The 18,324-nt window shown below is 71.9% G+C and carries 19 protein-coding genes and 1 tRNA gene; 16 read left to right on the top strand and 4 right to left on the bottom strand.

Features of this window, described 5'->3' with window-relative positions; translation table 11 throughout:
* Positions 1-37: 37 nt before the first annotated feature.
* Positions 38-247 carry a helix-turn-helix domain-containing protein gene (locus AMOR_RS04840; RefSeq protein ID WP_248359004.1) on the bottom strand — a complete coding sequence of 70 codons (210 nt, stop codon included), beginning with the start codon at positions 245-247 and terminating at the stop codon, positions 38-40.
* A 133-nt stretch (positions 248-380) separates the two neighbouring features.
* Between AMOR_RS04840 and AMOR_RS04835 the strand changes: the two genes are divergently transcribed.
* The gene (locus AMOR_RS04835) at positions 381-917 is read left to right on the top strand and encodes a peroxiredoxin (RefSeq protein WP_248359001.1); all 537 of its coding nucleotides are present in this window, start codon (positions 381-383) and stop codon (positions 915-917) included.
* Positions 904-1,605 (top strand): selenoprotein B, encoded by a 702-nt coding sequence (locus AMOR_RS04830; RefSeq protein ID WP_248358999.1) that lies wholly within the window; start codon positions 904-906, stop codon positions 1,603-1,605. Before AMOR_RS04835 ends, AMOR_RS04830 begins: the two co-directional genes overlap by 14 nt.
* 47 nt (positions 1,606-1,652) lie before the next feature.
* Here AMOR_RS04830 and AMOR_RS04825 read toward each other — a convergent pair whose 3' ends face one another.
* Positions 1,653-3,224, bottom strand: coding sequence for a hypothetical protein (locus AMOR_RS04825; protein ID WP_248358998.1), 1,572 nt, complete (start codon positions 3,222-3,224; stop codon positions 1,653-1,655).
* A 233-nt stretch (positions 3,225-3,457) separates the two neighbouring features.
* Between AMOR_RS04825 and AMOR_RS04820 the strand changes: the two genes are divergently transcribed.
* The 4 genes from AMOR_RS04820 to AMOR_RS04805 all read left to right on the top strand — a co-directional run bounded on the left by AMOR_RS04820 (position 3,458) and on the right by AMOR_RS04805 (position 7,483).
* Positions 3,458-4,474 carry a DUF4388 domain-containing protein gene (locus AMOR_RS04820; RefSeq protein WP_248358997.1) on the top strand — a complete coding sequence of 339 codons (1,017 nt, stop codon included), beginning with the start codon at positions 3,458-3,460 and terminating at the stop codon, positions 4,472-4,474.
* 43 nt (positions 4,475-4,517) lie between these two features.
* A complete protein-coding gene (locus AMOR_RS04815) occupies positions 4,518-5,165 on the top strand; it encodes a hypothetical protein (protein ID WP_248358995.1) in 648 nt (215 codons plus the stop codon).
* Positions 5,166-5,208: 43 nt separating this feature from the next.
* A complete protein-coding gene (gene trhA, locus AMOR_RS04810; protein ID WP_248358991.1) occupies positions 5,209-5,868 on the top strand; it encodes a PAQR family membrane homeostasis protein TrhA in 660 nt (219 codons plus the stop codon).
* A 439-nt stretch (positions 5,869-6,307) separates the two neighbouring features.
* Entirely contained in the window at positions 6,308-7,483 is a 1,176-nt protein-coding gene (locus tag AMOR_RS04805) for an HNH endonuclease (RefSeq protein ID WP_248358989.1), read from the top strand.
* Between the two features lie 255 nt (positions 7,484-7,738).
* Here AMOR_RS04805 and AMOR_RS04800 read toward each other — a convergent pair whose 3' ends face one another.
* The gene (locus tag AMOR_RS04800) at positions 7,739-8,836 is read right to left on the bottom strand and encodes a GTP-binding protein (RefSeq protein ID WP_248358987.1); all 1,098 of its coding nucleotides are present in this window, start codon (positions 8,834-8,836) and stop codon (positions 7,739-7,741) included.
* Between the two features lie 90 nt (positions 8,837-8,926).
* Here AMOR_RS04800 and AMOR_RS04795 point away from each other — a divergent pair, with 90 nt between their 5' ends.
* The 8 genes from AMOR_RS04795 to AMOR_RS04760 all read left to right on the top strand — a co-directional run bounded on the left by AMOR_RS04795 (position 8,927) and on the right by AMOR_RS04760 (position 14,637).
* Positions 8,927-10,564, top strand: a complete 1,638-nt coding sequence (locus AMOR_RS04795; protein ID WP_248358985.1) for a fatty acid--CoA ligase — start codon at positions 8,927-8,929, stop codon at positions 10,562-10,564.
* Positions 10,565-10,625: 61 nt separating this feature from the next.
* Positions 10,626-11,945 carry a bifunctional glutamate N-acetyltransferase/amino-acid acetyltransferase ArgJ gene (gene argJ / locus AMOR_RS04790; RefSeq protein WP_248358983.1) on the top strand — a complete coding sequence of 440 codons (1,320 nt, stop codon included), beginning with the start codon at positions 10,626-10,628 and terminating at the stop codon, positions 11,943-11,945.
* Positions 11,946-12,068: 123 nt separating this feature from the next.
* The gene (locus AMOR_RS04785) at positions 12,069-12,674 is read left to right on the top strand and encodes a hypothetical protein (protein WP_248358981.1); all 606 of its coding nucleotides are present in this window, start codon (positions 12,069-12,071) and stop codon (positions 12,672-12,674) included.
* A gap of 18 nt (positions 12,675-12,692) precedes the next feature.
* Positions 12,693-12,764, top strand: a tRNA-Cys gene (locus tag AMOR_RS04780).
* 419 nt (positions 12,765-13,183) lie between these two features.
* Positions 13,184-13,390 carry a hypothetical protein gene (locus tag AMOR_RS04775; protein ID WP_248358979.1) on the top strand — a complete coding sequence of 69 codons (207 nt, stop codon included), beginning with the start codon at positions 13,184-13,186 and terminating at the stop codon, positions 13,388-13,390.
* Positions 13,387-13,605: a hypothetical protein gene (locus tag AMOR_RS04770; protein ID WP_248358977.1), complete on the top strand. Its 219-nt coding sequence runs from the start codon at positions 13,387-13,389 to the stop codon at positions 13,603-13,605. The genes AMOR_RS04775 and AMOR_RS04770 overlap by 4 nt, the downstream gene beginning before the upstream one ends.
* Before the next feature lie 105 nt (positions 13,606-13,710).
* Complete coding sequence (locus AMOR_RS04765; protein ID WP_248358974.1) at positions 13,711-13,992, top strand: hypothetical protein; 282 nt, start codon at positions 13,711-13,713, stop codon at positions 13,990-13,992.
* A gap of 96 nt (positions 13,993-14,088) precedes the next feature.
* Positions 14,089-14,637, top strand: a complete 549-nt coding sequence (locus tag AMOR_RS04760; protein ID WP_248358972.1) for a hypothetical protein — start codon at positions 14,089-14,091, stop codon at positions 14,635-14,637.
* A 1,297-nt stretch (positions 14,638-15,934) separates the two neighbouring features.
* Here the strand turns inward: AMOR_RS04760 and AMOR_RS04755 are convergent.
* Positions 15,935-16,321, bottom strand: coding sequence for a hypothetical protein (locus AMOR_RS04755; RefSeq protein ID WP_248358970.1), 387 nt, complete (start codon positions 16,319-16,321; stop codon positions 15,935-15,937).
* Between the two features lie 706 nt (positions 16,322-17,027).
* Here AMOR_RS04755 and AMOR_RS04750 point away from each other — a divergent pair.
* Together AMOR_RS04750 and AMOR_RS04745 are read left to right on the top strand one after the other, a co-directional pair.
* Entirely contained in the window at positions 17,028-17,837 is an 810-nt protein-coding gene (locus AMOR_RS04750; protein ID WP_248358968.1) for a hypothetical protein, read from the top strand.
* A 23-nt stretch (positions 17,838-17,860) separates the two neighbouring features.
* On the top strand, positions 17,861-18,259 hold the full coding sequence (locus AMOR_RS04745) for a type II toxin-antitoxin system death-on-curing family toxin (protein ID WP_248358966.1): 399 nt from the start codon (positions 17,861-17,863) through the stop codon (positions 18,257-18,259).
* Positions 18,260-18,324: the final 65 nt, after the last annotated feature.

The raw sequence follows: 18,324 nt of genomic DNA, 5'->3' as shown, positions 1-18,324 counted from the left end.
GCGCGTCAGGGAACGCCGCGTCGGAACGGTTCGATGCTCAGCGGCCGCCGAGCAGCGCGGCGGGCGGAACGCCGAGCGCCTTCGCCATCTTCTCGATCGTCTCGAGGGGCGGAGAGCGCTGGCCGCGCTCGAGCATCGACACGTACGACACGGAGATCCCGACCTTGTCTGCGAGCGCCTTCTGCGACAGCTTCTTCTTCGAGCGGAGGCGCCGCACGTTGCCTGCGAAGCGCGTCAGGAGATCCATGGCGCGAACGATTAGCAAAGGGGTCCCCACACGGCATGCTCCTTTTCGGGTCGTCACCCGGTCGTCCTGCGACTCGTAGTGACGTCCGGATGAATAGGTTCCTCTCCGTTCACTGCTGGAGAGGAGAGGACCCATGTCGAAGCCGATCTGGAAGGTCGAGGTGGGCGACGAAGCGCCCGACTTCGAGCTCATGGCGACGGGTGACGCCGCGGGCCGCGGCGGCCCCCGGAAGAAGATCAGGCTATCGGGCTATCGCGGGAAGAAGAACGTGGTGCTCGCGTTCTACCCCGCGGCATTCACGCCCGTTTGAACCGTCCAGATGCCCTCGTACGAGGAGGATCTCTCCGAGTTCGAGCGGCGCGATGCCCAGGTCCTGGGCATTTCGACCGATCAGGTGTTCACCAACGAGGCGTGGGCGAAGTCGATGGGCGGGCTCTCGTTCCCGCTCCTCTCCGATCACTGGCCGCACGGCTACGTGGCTGCTCTCTACGGCGTGCTGCGCGGCGAGTCGGGACAGTGCGAGCGCGCCATCTTCGTCGTCGACAAGCAGGGGAAGGTCGCCTACGTCGACATACACGACATCGGCGAGCAGCCGCCGACGGACAGGATCATGCAGGCGCTCGACCGGATCCAGCAGGGCGCCGGAGCAGGCGCGAATGCCCCCCACTGACGTCAAGCCGCTCGAGCTGTCGCGCTACTGCGTCCCCTTCACGCCGTTCAAGGGGAAGCTCGAGGACGCGCCGATCTGCCTCGTCTCGACCGCGGCCGTTCGCCGCGCCGACGACCGGCCGTTCGACACGGAGGGTGACACCACCTGGCGCGTGATCGGCTCCGACGCGGAGGCGAAGGACCTCCGGTACGACGACACGCACTACGACCACGCCTGCGTGGACCGCGACCTGAACTGCGTGTTCCCCATCGACCGGGTGCGGGAGCTCGCGAAGGAGGGGCGCGTGGGGGCCCTCACCGCGCGCCACTTCTCCCTCGGGTTCAGCCAGGCGCTCCGGGAGCTGCGCGAGAGCACCATCCCGGCGCTCGTCCGTGAGGTGGACCGGGAGCGGCCCGGCGCGGTGCTCCTCACCGGTGGGTGACGGCTCTGCCACCGCACGGTGGTCACCGTGCAGCGGAGCATCGAGATGATCGGGATCCCCACCGTGGTGATCACCGTCGAGCCGGAGGAGACGCTCCAGGCTCGACCGCCGCGGGCGCTCTGCCCGCGGGGCTTCGCCGCCGGCCACTCGCTCGGGCGCGCCGGAGATGCGGCGCTACAGAAGTGGATCCTGATGGACGCCCTCGGCCTCCTCACCGGGGATCCGCGGCCGGGCGAGGTCGTGATGCGGGACTACACGAGCACGTAGGAGGCACGGACCTCGGGCGCTCCACGCGCCCGAGGTCCGGCGCCGCGTCAGGGCCCCGCGTACACCGTCACGCCGCCCGCCCCGAGCTTCGCGCTCGGCCCGTGCGCGAGGTAGACGAGGCGCGGCGACGACCACCGGTCGAACTGGATGCTCGTCACCCGGTTCGAGGCGAACGCGGGCGCTCCCTGCGGGACGCCCTGCCACGTGCCGTCCTTCAGGCGGCCGAACCCGCCGTAGTCGAACCCGACCCAGATCGAGCCGTCCGACGGGTCGCACGCGACGGTGCTCACCCGCTGGTCCGTGGACGCTGGCAGCGGCACCTGCGACCAGTTGCCGGAGGGGTCGCGGCGCTTCAGGCCGTAGGTCACCGATCCGACCCACATCGTGCCGTCGTCGCAGAACGAGATCCCGGTGACGACGTCCCAGTGCGTCGCGTCGGCGGCGTCGCCCCAGAGCGCGAGGAACGGGCTTGGCGGGCTCATGGCGCCCCACCACCCGTTCCAGCTCGGGTGGGAGGTCGTCGCGTAGTCGGGGAGGCTCGCCGTGCGGACCTCGTTCGCGAACCAGGGGACGTTCGTCGTCGGATCGAGGGCGAGGGCCATCGACTCGCCGGTGAGGAAGCGCCCGTCCGGCGCGGAGATCGCGGGGTGCTCGTGTTCCCAGATGCCCTTCGTCTCCGCCCACTTCGGATCACCCCTCGTGTAGTCGATCCAGCCGCGCTGGTCGGGGTGCGCGACGAGGATGGAGATCGAGCCGTGCGTCGACCCGAAGAAGACGTCGCCGTACGAGAGCGGGCGGCGCTTGTCGTGGTTCACGACGATGCGCCTCACCTGCCTGTCCTTCTTGCGCCCGCTCATCCACGTCGAGTCCACCCAGGTCTCGTTGCAGATCGTGTTGTCGGGAGGGTTCGCCCAGTGCTCGCAGATGACGCCGGGCGGCGACGCGATGAACACGTGCCGGTCCTTCGTCAGCGTCGTGCCGTCGAACGACACCAGGTCCGCGCCGCCCGAGTCGAGCGCCCAGGGAGCGTCGTAGTCGTAGTCGATGCCCACGCCCTTCAGGCCGAGCACCGCCTTCCCCGGCGCGGCCCCCGCGACGGAGATCACCGGGCAGGGCTGCGGCGGGCCCGCCGGCGTGGGGTTGTCGATCTCCTTCGGGTCCCAGCAGTTCGCGGTCACGCCCGCGGTCGCGAGATCGAACTTCTTGAAGTCCTGGTCGTCGTGTCTCTTCGCGAACACGGCCGAGCCGCCCGCGACGTAGACGTTGCCGCCCTCGTCCGCGGAGACGTCGGAGATCTCCGGCGTGAGCCCCTGGTCCGTCGAGTAGAAGAGGAAGTCGCCCATCTGGACCGGCGCCTTCACGGTGGGGCCGCCGGTTCCGCCCCCGGTCCCGCCGCCACCGGTGGCACCTCCGCCACCGGTTCCGCCCCCGGTCCCGCCACCACCGGTGTCACCTCCCCCACCGGTCCCGCCTCCGCTCCCGCCGCCCGTGCTGCCGCCGCCGTCCGTGCCCCCGCCTCCTCCTCCGCTCCCCTTCGGCGCGCCGTGGCCACCGCCACACGCCGCGGCGGCGAGCGCCGCCGCGAACCCGCTCGCCAGGACCCACCCCCACGCCCTCATGCCGCCTTCCCTCCGGGGCCGCTCGCCCCGACCGACCTGACCCGCACGGACGGACGCGCGCCCACCGAGCGCGGGCGCCAGGGGAAAGCTGGCCCCGACACCCGCGAGCCGCCAAGCCGGCGCCGGGTGCCACCGCGGGGGCGGACCGGGTGGAGAGGGCGCGCCCCGCTCGCCCGGCCGCCGGGCGCGGCCGCCGCCTCGCCCGGGCCGCTGCGCCGTGCCACAATCGACGGGTGCTCCAGGGGGATCTCACCACCTTCCCGCTGCCGGACCTCTTCCAGTGGATCGATCACGGGCGCCGCTCCGGCGTCGTCGAGATCGACGTCGGGGAGGGCGCGCCGTACTGGCTCGAGGTGCAAGACCGCCGCATCGTCGCGGCCGCCCGGCCTCCGGACGGGCAGGCGGGCCTCGGAAGCCTGGCCGGCTGGGCTCACGCCGAGCGGCCCGAGGCGCTCTGGGCGGAGGCGTGCGCCGACAGGATCGTGGACCTCTTCCTGGCGCCCCCAGGCGGCCGCTTCGCGCTCGCGGACGGCGCGGCCGGGTTCGAGGACGGCGTCGCGCTCGACCTCGGCGTCGCCCAGATGACGCTCGAGGGGCTCCGCCGCCTCGACGAGTGGCCCGACCTCGACCGGCGCTATCCATCCGAGTCCGCGCTCCTCTGCGCCACCGGCGCCGGCCAGCCGCGCACCGCCGGGCTGCGCGCGCTCCTCGACGCCGCCCGCCGCCGCGTCTCGATCGCCGAGGCGCGCCTCGCGCTCCACCTCTCGCGCCCCGCCGTGCTGCGGCGGATCGAGGCGCTCCGCGAGCTCGGGCTCGCGCACGTCGAGGGCGTCGCGCCTCGCGCGGATCCCGTGTCGTCGCTCATCGACAAGGCGCAGGTCCTCGTCGAGCTGCGGCAGTTCGACGAGGCGGCGATCGTCTTCAAGAGCCTGCTCGCCGCCGATCCGTCCGATCGACGCGTGCGGAACCTGCTCCGCGAGGCGGAGCGCGAGCAGGTCGCGGCGCTCTACGAGGAGCTCTCGCCGATGGCCGTGCCGGTGCTCGCCGGCGCGGTCGCCTCGCCGGATGCGCCGGCGGCGCGCCGCCTCTCGAGCGCCGACCGGGAGGTCGCGTCGCGCGTGAACGGGTCGTGGGACGTCGCGAGCATCGCGCTCGCGTGTCCCCTCCGCGAGGTCGAGACCCTGAAGGTGCTTCGTAAGCTGCTCCGGCTGGGCCTGCTCGACCTCGTGGACCCCGGCCGGCCGGCGTAGCCGGGGGCTCGCCCCGCGGGGGCGGCGACCTCATGCTCTGTTCGTGGTGGAGATCCTCGAGCAGGGCGCGATCTCCTTCCTCGCGGTGGTGTCTCCCGGGACCGGGGACCCGGACGCGTGGGACGTGGCGCGCTTCTTCGTCGTCCTCGCGCCGGCCGGGAGGCGGCCCCTCCGGCGCCTCTCGGTGCGCCGCCGGCGGCTCCCCGAGCCCGAGCGCGCGCAGCGGTTCTACGCGCACGTGGATCGCCTCGCGATCCGCGCCGCCCGGCTCACGGACGACGTGCGCGCGGGCCGGCGCCCGGGCCGCATCCGCGTCCTCGCCGTGGGCCGCTACACGCTCGCACGCCACGGGGACCACGTGCACCTCGCGTACGCCCTCGCGCGCGCGTGCGGCCGCGGTGGCCTCGCCCGGGCGCTCGGCGTCCGCGCCGCCGCGAGCTTCCTCCTGTGCGTCTTCCGCCGGAGCCTGCCGCCGCCGCGCCGGCCCGCGGGGCCGCTGCCCCTCGCGGCCGCGACCCCGGAGCGGCTCGACGTGCTCGGGGCCGAGATCGCGCTCGTCGCCGGCGGCCGCGACGGCGACGGCCGCCTCGGGATCCCGCGCGCCCCGGCGGACCGCGTGGGCGAGACCCTCGCCAGCGCGCTCCTGCGCCGCGGCCCGCGGCCGCGCATCGCGTCGATGACACGCGCGTGACGGAGCGGGCGTATGTCGGGGGTGCGCCGGGGAGGCGCCCGCCATGCACGCCGCGACCGAGACCATCACCCCACCGAAGCCGCTCCTCCGCGGGGTCTCGCACGAGATCGCGGCGGGCGTCGCGCTCGCGGCGGGCGTCGGGCTCGTCCTCTCCGCGACGTCCCCCCGCGGCCGCGTGGCCGCCCTGGTGTACGGCGCGAGCCTCTTCACCCTCTTCGCGGTGAGCGCGCTCTACCACCGGCCCACCTGGTCGCCCCGGGCGCGGCTCGCGATGCGCCGCCTCGACCACTCCGCGATCTTCGTGCTCATCGCGGGGACGTACACGCCGCTGTGCCTCCTCCTCGGCGGCGCCCGCGGCGCGACGATGCTCGCGATCGCGTGGGGCGGCGCGCTCCTCGGCGTCGGCCGCGCGGTGCTGTGGCCGACGGCGCCCAAGGCGCTCGCGGCGGCCATCTACGTCGCGCTCGGCTGGGTCGTGCTCCCGGTCCTCCCGGCGCTCCGGGCACTGCTCGGCGCCGGCGACCTCGCGGTGCTCGCCGCGGGCGGGATCGTCTACAGCCTCGGCGCGGTGGTGTACGCGAGCCGCCGGCCCGACCCGTTCCCGCGCGTCTTCGGGTACCACGAGGTGTTCCACGCGATGGTGATCGTCGCGGCGGCGCTCCACTTCGTGGTGGGCGCCCGGGCCGTCCTCGCGCTCGGGTAGGGTTCGGCCCTCAGGATTCATCACGAATCCGTCGAGGACCGGTGCCTCAGGCCCGGGCGGGCTTCGCCGGCGGACGTGGAAGAGGGCACAGAAGAAGGGGGACGGCCGAGGCGGGTCCGCGCGGTGGAAACGTCGACCGCGTGGATCGGCCTGCAAGAAGCCCGTGGTGCATCGCCGCGAGGTCGCGGCAGGAGCTCGTCGGCCGCGAGCGCTTTCGGGGGAACCCAATGGATCGCATCGCGCGGTTGACGCGTATGCGGCGGCCGCGTGAATCACGAACCGCGCTCGCGCGAGGAGGCCGCTCTCGCAGCGCTCCGCGGACGTGAGGCGGCGCGTTCGACGTCCGAACCTCGGCGCGAGGCGCGGCGCCACTTCTCGCGCCGGCACCACCATTCCGCGCGTTTCCGGAGCGTGAGAATTCGCGTGCGACGATGCATGCATGAACGCACGCGACTCCTCGGCCCTGCTCTCCGAGCTCCTCCGACGCGAGCACCACGCGATGGCGGAGTTCCTCGTCGCACTTGCCGCCTTCGACGGGAAGCGGCTGTGGCTGGAGCTCGGCTATCCGAGCCTCTTCACGTACCTGCACCGGGAGCTCAGGCTCTCGAAGAGCGCGGCCTTCTACCGGAAGGCGGCCGCCGAGCTCATCCAGCGCTTCCCCGAGATCGTCGAGCCGCTCGAGCTCGGCCGACTCTGCCTCTCGACCGTCGGCGAGCTCGCACAGGTGCTCACGCCGGAGAACCGGGACGAGGTGATCCCCCGGTTCTTCCACCTCTCCAAGCAGGAGGCGCGGGCGGTCGTCGCGGAGCTGAAGCCGGTGGAGCGTCCTCCACAGCGGGAGGTCGTGACGACCGTTCGCGCCTCAGCCGCAACGGCACCGCCAGCTCGCGCCCCAGAACCCGCCGCAGCGTCGGAGCTCTGCGCTTTGGTGCCCGCGTGCGTCGTCGCGCCAGGTTCGCCAGCTGAACTCCTCGATGCCAAAGTGCCCGCACGGAACGTGAACGCCCCGAGTTCCCGGGCTGACCAGCCGACCTTCGAGCCGCTCACCGCCGACCTCCGCCGGATACATCTCACCGTCACGAAGCGGTTCGAGGCGAAGGTCGCCGCGGCGAGGGATGCCCTCTCGCACACGCGCCCCGGGGCGAGCACGGAGGAGGTCCTCGAGGCCGCCCTCGATCTGCTGCTCGACCGAGCCGCGAAGCGGAGGGGCCTGGTCCAGAAGCCGCGGCGCGAGAAGCGCCCGTCGAAGCCCGACCACATCGCCGCGGAGGTGAAGCGGGAGGTGTGGGTGCGCGACGGCGGCTGCTGCCAATGGGCTCTCGAAAACGGCGGCATCTGCGGTTCGCGACACCGCCTCCAGTACGACCACATCCATCCGAAGGCCCTGGGCGGCCCGTCGACGATCGAGAACGTTCGCCTCCTCTGCCGTCGCCACAACTTGCTCTCCGCGCGGAGGATCCTCGGGAACGCATGGATGGAGCGGTTCGCTCCCGCCCGGAAAGCCACCGCGGCGGGGGGACGCCGACGCGAGGACACCGATGGCGACCATCATGGCGCCCGCACCGGTGCCGGCTCCGGGGGTGCATACTCCGAGGTTCTCGCCGCCTCGTCCTGACCGGTCCACCGGGGCGGTCGAGCCCGGAGCGCGCCCCGGAACCCTCGGGCCCCCAGTCCAGATCGCCATCGTTGCGACGCAGGCTTCTTGCGGGCCGATCCACGCGGCGACGTCTCGTCCGCGCGGCGCCGCTCCGGCCGTCCCCCTTCTTCTCAGCCCGATGCCGCCCCTACTACCGATCACGCGACGCCCGAGCGGACGCGGTCGCGAATCCGTCGCCGAGATGCGATGAGTTCTGAGAGGGTTCGGCCGGGGCTAGATCCGCTCCGCCTTCACGGCGGCCGCGACGAGCACGTACAGCGCGAAGAGCGCGTCCTGCTCGGTCATCGCGACGTCCGGCTTCGCGGCGAGCCTCCCGAGGCGGAGGAACTCCCGCCCATCGAGGCCGAGGAGCGCGGCGCGGGCGGTCGGCGCCTGCTCGTCGACGGGGAGGGCGGCGAGCAGCTCCGCGACGGCCTCCGCCGCGCGGCGGACCGCCGGGCCGAAGGCGCGCTCGCGGATCTCGAGCTCCACCTCGGCGATGGCGGTGCCCTCGCCCGGGAAGAGCCGCGCGAACGAGAGCCCCACGAGCTGCCCGCGATCCCGCGGCGGCGCGGCCGCGGCGATGGCCTCCTCGCGGCGGGCCGCCGGGCCGGCGGAGAGAGGCGGCGGCGTCCGCGCCGGGCGTGGCGGCTCCGCGGCCCGCGCCGGAGCGTCCGCCGCCGCGGAGATCCCGCGCGCCAGCTCCGACCCGCCCCGCGAGAGCGACATGCCGGGCGCGCGCCGCGGCTGGCGCGCCTTCAGGTCCCGCACGACGAGCCGCGTGATCTCCTTCAGCGCGTCGAGGATGCCCTCTCCCCGGCTCGCGACGGTCTCGAAGTCCGGGACGGCGCGCGGGTTGAGCTGGCGCCGGAGCTCGGCGACGGGGAGGGCGCTCGGGAGGTCGCGCTTGTTGTACTGGATGACGAACGGGAATGCCGCGAGGTCGATCCCCATCTCGGAGAGGTTCGTCTCGAGGTTCGACATCGACTCCAGGTTCGAGTCGACGGCGAGCGGCTGCGAGTCCGCCACGAACACCACGCCGTCGGAGCCGTTCAGCACCAGCTTGCGGGTGGCGTCGTAGAACACCTGCCCGGGGACCGTGTAGAGCTGAAGACGGAGCGTGAGGCCCCGGACCTGCTCCACCCGGAGCGGGAGGAAGTCGAAGAACAGCGTCCGATCGCCCTCGGTCGACAGGCTGATGAGCTGCCCGCGCGCGTCCGGGCGCACCCCCGCGTGGATCTGCTGCAGGCTCGTGGTCTTCCCGGAGAGGCCGGGGCCGTAATAGACGATCTTGGCCGAGATCTCGCGCGAGACCGGGTTGACGGTGGACACGCGCGCATTCTATCCGTCCGGCGGCGGGTGGCGAGGCGCCGCCCGGCGCCGCCGCGGCGAATCCGTCGCGGTCCACGAGGAGTCGTCCCCATGCTCAACGACACCGCCCCCTCCGCTCCCGCGCGGCGCGACGGGCTGACCATCCGGCGCCTTCTCGAGTCGCCCGTGGCGCGCGATCCGGCGCAGGAGATCGTCTACCGCGACCTCCGCCGGCACACCTACGCCGACCTCGAGCAGCGGATCCACCGGCTCGCGGGCGCGCTCGCCGCGCTCGGCGTGAAGCCCGGCGACACCGTCGGCGTGATGGACTGGGACAGCCACCGGTACCTCGAGGCGTTCTTCGCCGTCCCGATGATGGGTGCCGTACTCCACACCATCAACGTCCGCCTCTCGCCGGAGCAGATCCTCTACACGATCGAGCACGCCGGGGACGACGTGCTCCTCGTCCACTCGGACTTCCTCCCGGTGCTCGAGACGATCCGCGGCCGCATCGATACGGTCCGCGCCTTCGTGGTGCTCACCGACGACGGCGCACCCGGGTCCCACACCGTCCGGTTCGCGGGCGAGTACGAGGCCCTCCTCGCCGCGGCGCCGGAGCGCTTCCCGTTCCCCGAGCTCGACGAGGACACCCGCGCGACGACGTTCTACACGACGGGCACGACCGGCCTGCCGAAGGGCGTCTGGTTCACGCACCGCCAGCTCGTGCTGCACACGCTCGGGACGCTCGCGACGCTCGCGACGGCGCACCATGCGAGCTTCCGACGCGGCGACGTCTACATGCCGATCACGCCCATGTTCCACGTCCACGCGTGGGGGTTGCCGTACATCGCCACGGCGCTCGGCGTGAAGCAGGTGTACCCCGGCCGCTACGCGCCGGACGTCCTCCTCGGCCTCATCGCGCGCGAGGGCGTCACGTTCTCGCACTGCGTCCCGACCATCCTCCACATGCTCCTCCGGACGCCGGGGGGCGAGGCGGTGGACCTCTCGCGCTGGAAGGTGCTCGTGGGCGGCGCGGCGCTCCCGAAGCCGCTCGCGCTCGCCGCGCTCGCCCGCGGCATCGACGTGGTGGTCGGCTACGGGATGAGCGAGACGTGCCCCGTGCTCACCATCGCCCACCTCGACCCGGCGGACCTCGCCGGCCCCGCCGAGGCGCAGGCGGAGCTCCGGACGCGCACCGGGCGCGCCCTCCCGCTCGTGGACCTGCGGGTCGTCGGCGACGAGCTCGCGGAGCTCCCCGCCGACGGCCGGGCCACCGGCGAGATCGTGGTGCGCGCGCCGTGGCTCACGGCGGGGTACCTGAAGGAGGAGAAGGCGTCCGAGAAGCTCTGGGAGGGCGGCGTGCTGCACACCGGCGACGTCGCGTGGCGCGATGCGCGCGGGTACGTGAAGATCGTCGACCGCCGGAAGGACGTCATCAAGGTGGGCGGGGAGTGGGTGTCCTCGCTCGAGCTCGAGGACGTCCTCGCGGCGCACCCCGCGGTCGCGGAGGTGGCCGTGATCGGGAGGCCGGATCCGAAGTGGGGCGAGCGCCCGCTCGCGCTCGTCGTCGCGCGCGCCGGCGATCCGGCGCCCGACGAGCGGACGCTGCACGCCCACGTGAAGGGGTACGTCGAGAAGGGCGTCCTCGGGCGGCAGGCCCTGCTCCTCGAGGTGAAGGGGGTGGACGCCATCGACCGGACCAGCGTCGGGAAGGTGAACAAGCGGGCGCTGCGGGAGAAGCATCTCTAGGCTCCCCGCCGTCGCGTCCGCCCGCGTTGACGCGACCGCCGGAGCGCGATACACGCGCGCCATGCCGAGCACCTCGCTCACGTTCGCGTCGAAGGCCGAGCACCGCGCCTGGCTCGAGGCCCAGGCGGCCCTCCCGGAGGGCTTCCGGGTGGGCACCTGCACCTTCGACTTCGTCCCGGTGGAGGTGCCCAAGCCCGGGCGGATGAAGCTCACGCTCGTCGCCCTCGACCGGCCGTCGCCCGCGTTCGCCGCGAAGTTCACCCGGAACGCGTTCCCCGGCGCGCCCGTCATCGTCGGCCGCCGCCGCCTCGGCGGCGAGGCGCTCGGCGCGCTCGTCGTGAACAACAAGGTCTCGAACGTCTGCGCGCCGGGCGGCGTCGAGGCCTCCGAGCGCGTGTGCGCCGCGGCGGGCCGGCTCCTGGGCCTCGCGCCGGAGCAGGTGCTGCCGTGCTCCACCGGCGTCATCGGGTGGCGCTTGCCCGTCGACCGGATGGTCGAGGAGCTCCCGGCCGCGCACGGGGCGCTCCAGGCGCGCTCGGTCCTGCCCGCGGCCGAGGCGATCATGACGACCGACCTCTACCCGAAGATCCGGCGGGCCGACGTCGGCGGCGGGAGCATCGTCGGGATCGCGAAGGGCGCGGGGATGATCGAGCCGAACCTCGCCACCATGCTCGTGTTCATCCTCACCGATCTCGACGTGCCGCGCGGCGCGCTCCGGGCCGCGCTCGACGCCGCCGTGGACGCGACGTTCAACTGCATCTCCATCGACTCGGACACGAGCACGTCGGACACCGTCGCGCTGGTCTCGTCCCGCGCCCGCCCCGCGCCGCCGGCGGCGGACTTCGCCGCCGCGCTGGCCCACGTCTGTGGCGATCTCGCCGAGGACGTGGTGCGGAACGGCGAGGGCGTGCACCACGTCATTCGCGTCCGCGTGACCGGCGCGCCGTCCTTCGAGGCCGCGCGCACCATCGGCAAGGCCGTGGTGAACTCACCGCTGCTCAAGGCCGCCGTCAACGGCAACGACCCGAACGTCGGCCGGCTCCTCTGCGCTGTCGGGAAGGTCGCCGGCGCCGCCGGGATCCCGGTGGACCCCGCTCGCGCCACGATCAAGGTGGGCGGCGAGACGGTGCTCGAGGGCGGCGCGATGCGGCTCGATCCCGCCAAGGAGGAGCGCCTCGTCCGCCACATGCGGACCGCCGAGCTGTACGCGAGCGCGCCCCCCGCGGATGGGCTCACGTTCCGCCCGGCGGTCGACTTCCCGCCGCACGAGCGGCGCGTGGAGATCGACGTCGACCTCGGCATCGGGTCGGAGTCGTGCGCGGTGCTGGGCGCGGATCTCTCGCACGAGTACGTGACGGAGAACGCGGACTACCGGAGCTGAGCGCCCGCAGCCGCTCCGTCCGCCGCGCGCCCGCTCCGTCCGCGCCCGAGCCGCCGCCTCGCCCGCGCCGCCCGAGATCCCGCGGGATCCTCCCGGCACCGCGGCTGCAAGGCGCAGGTCCGCATGCCAGCCATCCACCGCGCGACGCCGCCCGCTCGCGAGCGCGACGCCACACCGGCCCGGCGCGCGGCTTCGCGATTCGCGGAGGCGCTCCGTTCCGCGCGGCGCGCCGCTGCCGGCGGGAGCCGGGCGCAGGCGGTGCGCGCCGGATCGCCCGCCCGCCGCACCACACCGGCGACGGTCGACGGCGAACGGCGCGCCTCCGGGTCGAGCGAGGAGGCGGCCCGCGGCGCCTGCGAGGTCGCGCAGCAGCGCTCGACCGCCGACGTCCAGGCGACCGCCTCCGTCGACGCGCTCCGGGCGGGGGTCCGGGCGCTCCCCGCCGCGGTGGAGGCCGCGCGCGTCGCCGGCGGCGACCGGGTGGCGCTCGCGTTCGGCAGCGCGCTGGGCGTCGATCTCCGCGGCGGCGCCGCCGGCCTGGAGCTCACGCTCCGCCCCGCCGCCGCCCTCGAGCGCGCCGCCCGCGCCGAGCTGCCCGGCCTCGTCGCCGCGCTCCGGGCGCGCGGGATCCGCGTGGCGCGCGCGACCGTCCGGTCGCGCGACGCCATCACCGATGCGGGCGACCGCCCGGGCACCGGGCGCGTTGACGCCGCCCCGGGCCTCCGGTAAGAAAGTCCGTCTCGGTACGGCACCGTCGCCAAGTGGTAAGGCCCGGGTCTGCAAAACCCGTATTCGGCGGTTCGAATCCGCCCGGTGCCTCTCGGTGAAGGGCCCGAAACCACTAAGGTTTCGGGCCCTTTGTCTTTCCTGGAGAAGGGCGTGCCGACTCGCTCTATTCCCACTCCATTCGCGACCGCAGATCGCTGATGTAGAACGCAGCATGCCCTGGGTCGACACCTGGCGCGGCGGGCGCGTGTGGCAAGAGCAGGACGGGACGCGCGTCTACTACATTCGCCGGAAGGTGAACGGTCGGTCGTAGGAGGTCTCGACGCGGTGCACGAACGAGCGCGCCGCGCTCCATGTCGCGCGGTTCGAGCGCGACCCCGACGGCTACGACCCGCGCACCGCGCTCGCCGGCGAGGCGATCCGCCTCACGACCGAGCTCGCGCTCGACTTCCTCCGCTGGTCCCGTGACCAAAAGGGGATGAGCGTCAGCATCGCCTGGTACCGTTCCGCGCATGAGGTTCGAGGTCGACCGAAGCTGCACAGGGTCGTTTTCGGAGCGAGACGAGCACGGTCAGGTGATTCTCGACGGTCGGCTCATCCTAAGCGTGCCGGACCTGGCAGCGCTCGTGAAGCTCGCGTACCGATACGACTCCGTGCGCGTGCTGCCACCGCGGCCGGATCTGGAGCCGAAGCTCTACCGGCTTGAGCTCATCGGATGAAGTTCGAGACAAATAAGCTCCTCGTCGCGGGCGCCGCGTGGCAACGCATGCGGAAGCGAGACGGCGACACGTTCATGCCGATGGACCGGCCCGTGCTCGACGTCGCCGACCTCGACGCGCTCCTCCGCCTCGTCGACGAGCATGGCAGCGTCGCGATCGAGAGCCCGGTGCCCGGGCGCGACCCGTCGTTGCCTTGCCTCAATATTGGGTCGTAGACGAGCCGCGCTCTGTCAGCCGGCGCTGCTACGCTCTGATCGCGCTCATCAGGCGCCAGGGGCTGCATGTCCGAAGCGAATCGGTCTCGGGACGACGTCCTTGAGATGATCCAGACCATCGACATCGAACTCGTGCGCCGGCACACGCGGCCGGACGCCAGCTACGACGAGGCCGTGGAGGCCTTGGACCATCCCGAGAACGCGAGCACGGAGGCGCTCCTGCACCACCGGCACGCGCTCGAGATGACCATCGCGCGCACGGACCAAGAGACCGCAGTCCAGGCAGCGCGGGAGAGTGCGCGGTGGACGATGATCGCGGGGATCGCGACCGCGCTCGCGACGTTCGCGGCGCTGGTCACGACCATCCTCGCTGTCGTTCATAGGTAGACGGAGGTGAGGCACGTCGCCGGGCAGTCCGTCCTGCTTCGATCGTCGGCGCCTAAGTACTGCACCCTGTCAGCCTCTCCGGGTACACCATCGGATATGGCGGACGGTCCGTTCTGGCAGCAGTGCGTCGTGTCGGCGGTGCAGGGCTTAGGCCTTGGTGCCGCCGCCTTCGGCGGTTGGCTCGTGTTCCGGCATCAAGAACGCGTGAAGTGGGACGAGCATCGTTTCGCCGAACTGCGGAAGCTGCAGCTCGAGGCTCTGCTTGAGGCTCTTAGCGCCGTCGGGAGATATCACTTGCAGCAGACGCGACACTTCATCAAAGCCCGCAAGCTCCCGAACGCTCCTACCGTAGAGCAGCGCGCTCAAGTCGAGGCGGCGCGCGTTGCTGCAGTAGCGGAATTCGATGAGGCGCTGAGGATTGTCGCCGCGAAGAATTTCTTGCTCGGCGGTGAAGTCGGCATCGTTTTGGAGACGCGCCTCGTGGAGATCAGCCACGCGAAGACTTCGGAGGAGGCGCGGCAAGCCTGGACTGCAATGGAGACCGACCTCGCGCGCTGGGTCCCGCCGCTGCAACCCACTGTAGATGGAGGACTGACGCCGCAATTGGTGCAGGCCTTGGAAGCGGCACTGCGAAGCGCCGTCTAGCTTCCCTTGTGGTGATCGTGCATGGACTCCTCCGGTTAGTGGATTCGGAGCGCAGCGTCGCGACCGAGGATGGTGCGCCGGGGCCAGACTTAACGTGAAAAACTATGTCTACAAAGCGACCCCCGACGCATGCCTTCCTTGGGCGGTCGCTCGAAGCGTGGTCAGCAAGGACTCGGTGGCGCGCGGGTTACCCTCCGATCGTCACGACCTCGTTCACGACTCAGTGTGTTGCCGCCGCGTGAGTGTACGAGTACCGTGCGCCGCTCCTGGGCGCAGGGGCTGCGTCGGAGCCATCCCCCCGTGCGCTTCGGTGCGCCCTGCGCCCGGGTTCCCGACGAGGCGGATTAGAGCCCACGCCCCGGCGCTCGCTGGGGCTGCCTAGTCCGGCGCCGGCGCGCCGTCCGCGATCCTGTTCAACTTCGCGAGGAGCGCGCGCGCCTCGGCGTCGCGGCACGTTCGGCAGCCACCGAACGCGGCGACGTCCGCGAGCCGGCGCGGCCGCCTTCATCGCGAAGGTCATGCGCGCCTCGGCGAGCTCGCGGTGGAGCTGCTCGACCCCTCGTCCATGAGGCGGCGCGAGGTCGCGGCGTCGAGCTGCTCGCCGATGTAGAGCGCCCTTCGCCAGGCGGCGAGGTTCTCGGGGTGACACGGGGGCCGAACATGGCGGGAGAGGCGCTACTCGGGTCGGCTGACTCCTGCCAGGCGAGGGACGATGCCGCCGTTCGTGCGTGGCGGCACCCGGCGCGCCCCGCGAGACATGGGCGGAGGCGCGTTCTCGTAGGTTCAGGGCCGTTGCCGTCGCTTGTGCAGTCTCGACTGCGGCTCGGGTGGGGCTGCCCCCCTGCCAGGCGCCCGTGGGGTTGCTTTCTTACCGTCGGGCCCGATACAACTTGGTTGTGGGGAGTGCAGCCATGAAGCGGCGTGATCGCGCACCGGCGCCGAGCGGCGGAACGCCACCCAAGTACTACCGGTTCGTCCGACGGGGGCCCGGTGCGCGTCTTGTTTACCGGTATCGCGACCCCTATTCGAAGACTGAACGATTCGTTGTCGTATTGCCGAGCGGGCGAGTCGTGTACTCAGACGAGAAGGGAAACGTTCCGACACCTGCAGGCTCGGGCTTCTTCACGTCCGGTGCCGCAATCGGCGCGGTCATCGGGGCGCTTGCTGCTGGCCTCATCGGTGCCGGTATCGGTGCAGCAGCGATGGGCGTCGTGGCGGCGGTCGCTGGTTCGTCTTATCGGCACCACGCGATGGCAAAACGGAACTCTGTCGACCCTCACGTAACGTAAGTGGAGCGCTACGCCTCCGGAGGCTTCGGAGGTGTTGGTGCGTTCTTCGGGCCTGGCGGCAACATCACCGTCCGAATCTGTCGAACGACGGAGTTCCCGAGGAAGATCGTGGTGAGGGACCCCGCGACGACAAGTAGAGTCGGAGATGCGCGGTCGACGGCCGGTGGTTTCGTCAGCAGAAACACCGCGACGACGACCACGACCGAGATGATGCTTCCGGCGATGCTCACGAATGGTAGCAGCTCGTCACGACCAGGGACCGTACGGTCGCGCGTGTAGCGAACCAGGAACGTGAGCGCAATGAGCGCGAAGACGACCGCACCAAGAGCACGCGCGTCCTGAACGCAGTCGAGAAGCCAGAGGCCGACGCCGTTTGCGAGCTCTCCGGTTTTCAACGCGAGTACCTTGTGCAGAACAGCGCACGCGACGTTCGCACTGCCGGTCCCCCTGTAAATGCGGCGACGAAACGTACCACGCGTACCGGGATCAAGCACAGTCCTGCGGGCGTCGCGTCCGTTGAAAGCGGCGCGTCGCTGCGACGGGATGCTTTACGCAGCTTCGCTCTCGAGCCCCGCGTCGTCCCCGTACTTGCGCTCCTCGACGTCCTCCGTGAAGTCGAGCGGGATGGAGATCGGCTCCTCCGTCGGATGCGTGCTGCGTCCTCACGCTCTTCGTGATGGCGCCGGTCGCGGAGCGCGCGGCGGGAGCGGATCCGGGCCGCGCCGGGTTGAGCAGGGCATCGCCGGCAGCCTCGCGGCCGCGTTCCTCGATGTCGCCCCGGGACCGGACCCGCGCGCCGGCCGATGACGACCTTGCCATCCTCGTCACGGCGTTCGTCGTGTCCGAGCTCGGCGAGCGCGGCGTCGGCGACGCCGCGTGACAGCTTCGTCGCTCGCGCAGACCCGGGCGAGAGGGGATAAGTCGGTCACGGCGCAGAGCGTACCGGGAACGTTCGCGGGGCGGGACGGCTCTCTGGCGACAAAGCGGCGACCGGTTGCACCCTTGCGTGGCGGCTACCCTGCGAGGAAAACCACTCGGGACGCCATGGGACAGGAACTTGACGGCCCTCCGTAGTATGTACGACTAGCAGAGGAGGCAGGCGTGCAGGAGACGCAGCTCCACATCCACTGGGACGGGACCGCGCCCGGGTTGGCGGAGCACCGGCTCAGCCTTGACGCGTTCGGCCCAGCGCTGACCGCTCTGCTCGCCGCGGTCCGCCGGATCGCGTCCGGACTCGTGCGCGATGCCAGCGACGATCCGAACTACGGCCGCAAGGGCGGCCGCCTCGCCGAGCGCGCGCGGCTCCTCGACCTGGAGCTCACGACCATCGGTGAGGGCTCTCTTGAACTCGGCGCCGTCTGCCGGATGCGTGTAGAGCCCGGCGCGAACATGCCGCTCCTCGAGGACCTGCCTGAGCGCGCGACGCGACGACTGCTGACCGCGATCGAGGCGGAGGGTAGGGGCCGCGCGGAGAACGCGCTCGTCCGTCGGTACCTCTCGCGCCTTCCCAGCGGTATCCATGGGCAGCGGTACGAGCTTCGCCGGAACGGCGCGATCCTCCACGAAGTGAGCCTCGGGACGATGAAGCTGCCGGAGCTCCCGCCGGCGGCTCCCGCGTTGCTTGAGGTGAAGGGCGCGATCGTGGGGCTCGGGTTCGAGTTCGACGCTCCAGAGGTGCGGATCTCGGCGGACGAGCGAAAGTACTCGTGCACCGCGACGATGGAGCAGGTCGAGCGCGCCATCGAGCTTCGGCAGGAGCCGGTTAGAGCGATGATTCTGCGGTCGGGACGTGCTCTGAAGCTGCTCTGGATTCGGCCGATGCGAGAGTCCTTCACGTTTGCGGACCCGCGCGCGCGGAAGGAGTACCTCCTGTCCCACTGGGAGGAGCTCCTCAAGAGGCTCGCGCAGTGAGCGAGACGCCGTGGGATGAGTTCGTGACGGAGGCTCGCCTCGAGGATCTCCACGAGGCGAGCCTCCAGAAGCACGGTGGCGACCCCGGCACGTTGAAGGTCGGCTGCGTGAACGCGAGCCTGGGCGCCGCGTGGAACGCGCAGGCGTACCTGGGCGAGGACGACTCGACTCAGAAGCTCCTGTTCGCGGCGCATCTGCTCTACTACCTCGCGCGAAACCACTGCTACGTGGACGGCAACAAGCGCATCGCGTGGCTCGCCGCGACCGAGGTGTTGGCCGCCATGGACCTCACGGTCGATGCGACAGTGGATGAGGCGGAGGCCTTCGTCACGCTCGTCGTGGAGGGGACGGCCGACCAGAGTGCGGTCCTCGAGTGGGTCGCTGAGCGACTAGCCGCAGCGTTCGCGGTTCGCCCGCAATAGCTGGCCCGCGCGCGCACAGCGCGCCAAGTCCCCGGCTCGATCTCGACGGCGCCCCACGCTGCGCA

The sequence above is a fragment of the Anaeromyxobacter oryzae genome, from assembly GCF_023169945.1.
Taxonomy (GTDB): Bacteria; Myxococcota; Myxococcia; order Myxococcales; family Anaeromyxobacteraceae; genus Anaeromyxobacter; species Anaeromyxobacter oryzae.
This window is presented reverse-complemented; position numbering and strand designations above follow the sequence as displayed.

Excerpts from the sequence above, each read along its gene's own strand:
- AMOR_RS04840 (WP_248359004.1), bottom strand. The coding sequence starts at position 247 with ATGGATCTCCTGACGCGCTTCGCAGGCAACGTGCGGCGCCTCCGCTCG.
- AMOR_RS04805 (WP_248358989.1), top strand. The coding sequence starts at position 6,308 with ATGAACGCACGCGACTCCTCGGCCCTGCTCTCCGAGCTCCTCCGACGC.
- AMOR_RS04795 (WP_248358985.1), top strand. The coding sequence starts at position 8,927 with ATGCTCAACGACACCGCCCCCTCCGCTCCCGCGCGGCGCGACGGGCTG.
- AMOR_RS04825 (WP_248358998.1), bottom strand. The coding sequence starts at position 3,224 with ATGAGGGCGTGGGGGTGGGTCCTGGCGAGCGGGTTCGCGGCGGCGCTC.
- AMOR_RS04760 (WP_248358972.1), top strand. The coding sequence starts at position 14,089 with ATGGCGGACGGTCCGTTCTGGCAGCAGTGCGTCGTGTCGGCGGTGCAG.
- trhA (WP_248358991.1), top strand. The coding sequence starts at position 5,209 with ATGCACGCCGCGACCGAGACCATCACCCCACCGAAGCCGCTCCTCCGC.
- AMOR_RS04770 (WP_248358977.1), top strand. The coding sequence starts at position 13,387 with ATGAAGTTCGAGACAAATAAGCTCCTCGTCGCGGGCGCCGCGTGGCAA.
- AMOR_RS04785 (WP_248358981.1), top strand. The coding sequence starts at position 12,069 with ATGCCAGCCATCCACCGCGCGACGCCGCCCGCTCGCGAGCGCGACGCC.
- argJ (WP_248358983.1), top strand. The coding sequence starts at position 10,626 with ATGCCGAGCACCTCGCTCACGTTCGCGTCGAAGGCCGAGCACCGCGCC.
- AMOR_RS04765 (WP_248358974.1), top strand. The coding sequence starts at position 13,711 with ATGATCCAGACCATCGACATCGAACTCGTGCGCCGGCACACGCGGCCG.
- AMOR_RS04775 (WP_248358979.1), top strand. The coding sequence starts at position 13,184 with ATGAGGTTCGAGGTCGACCGAAGCTGCACAGGGTCGTTTTCGGAGCGA.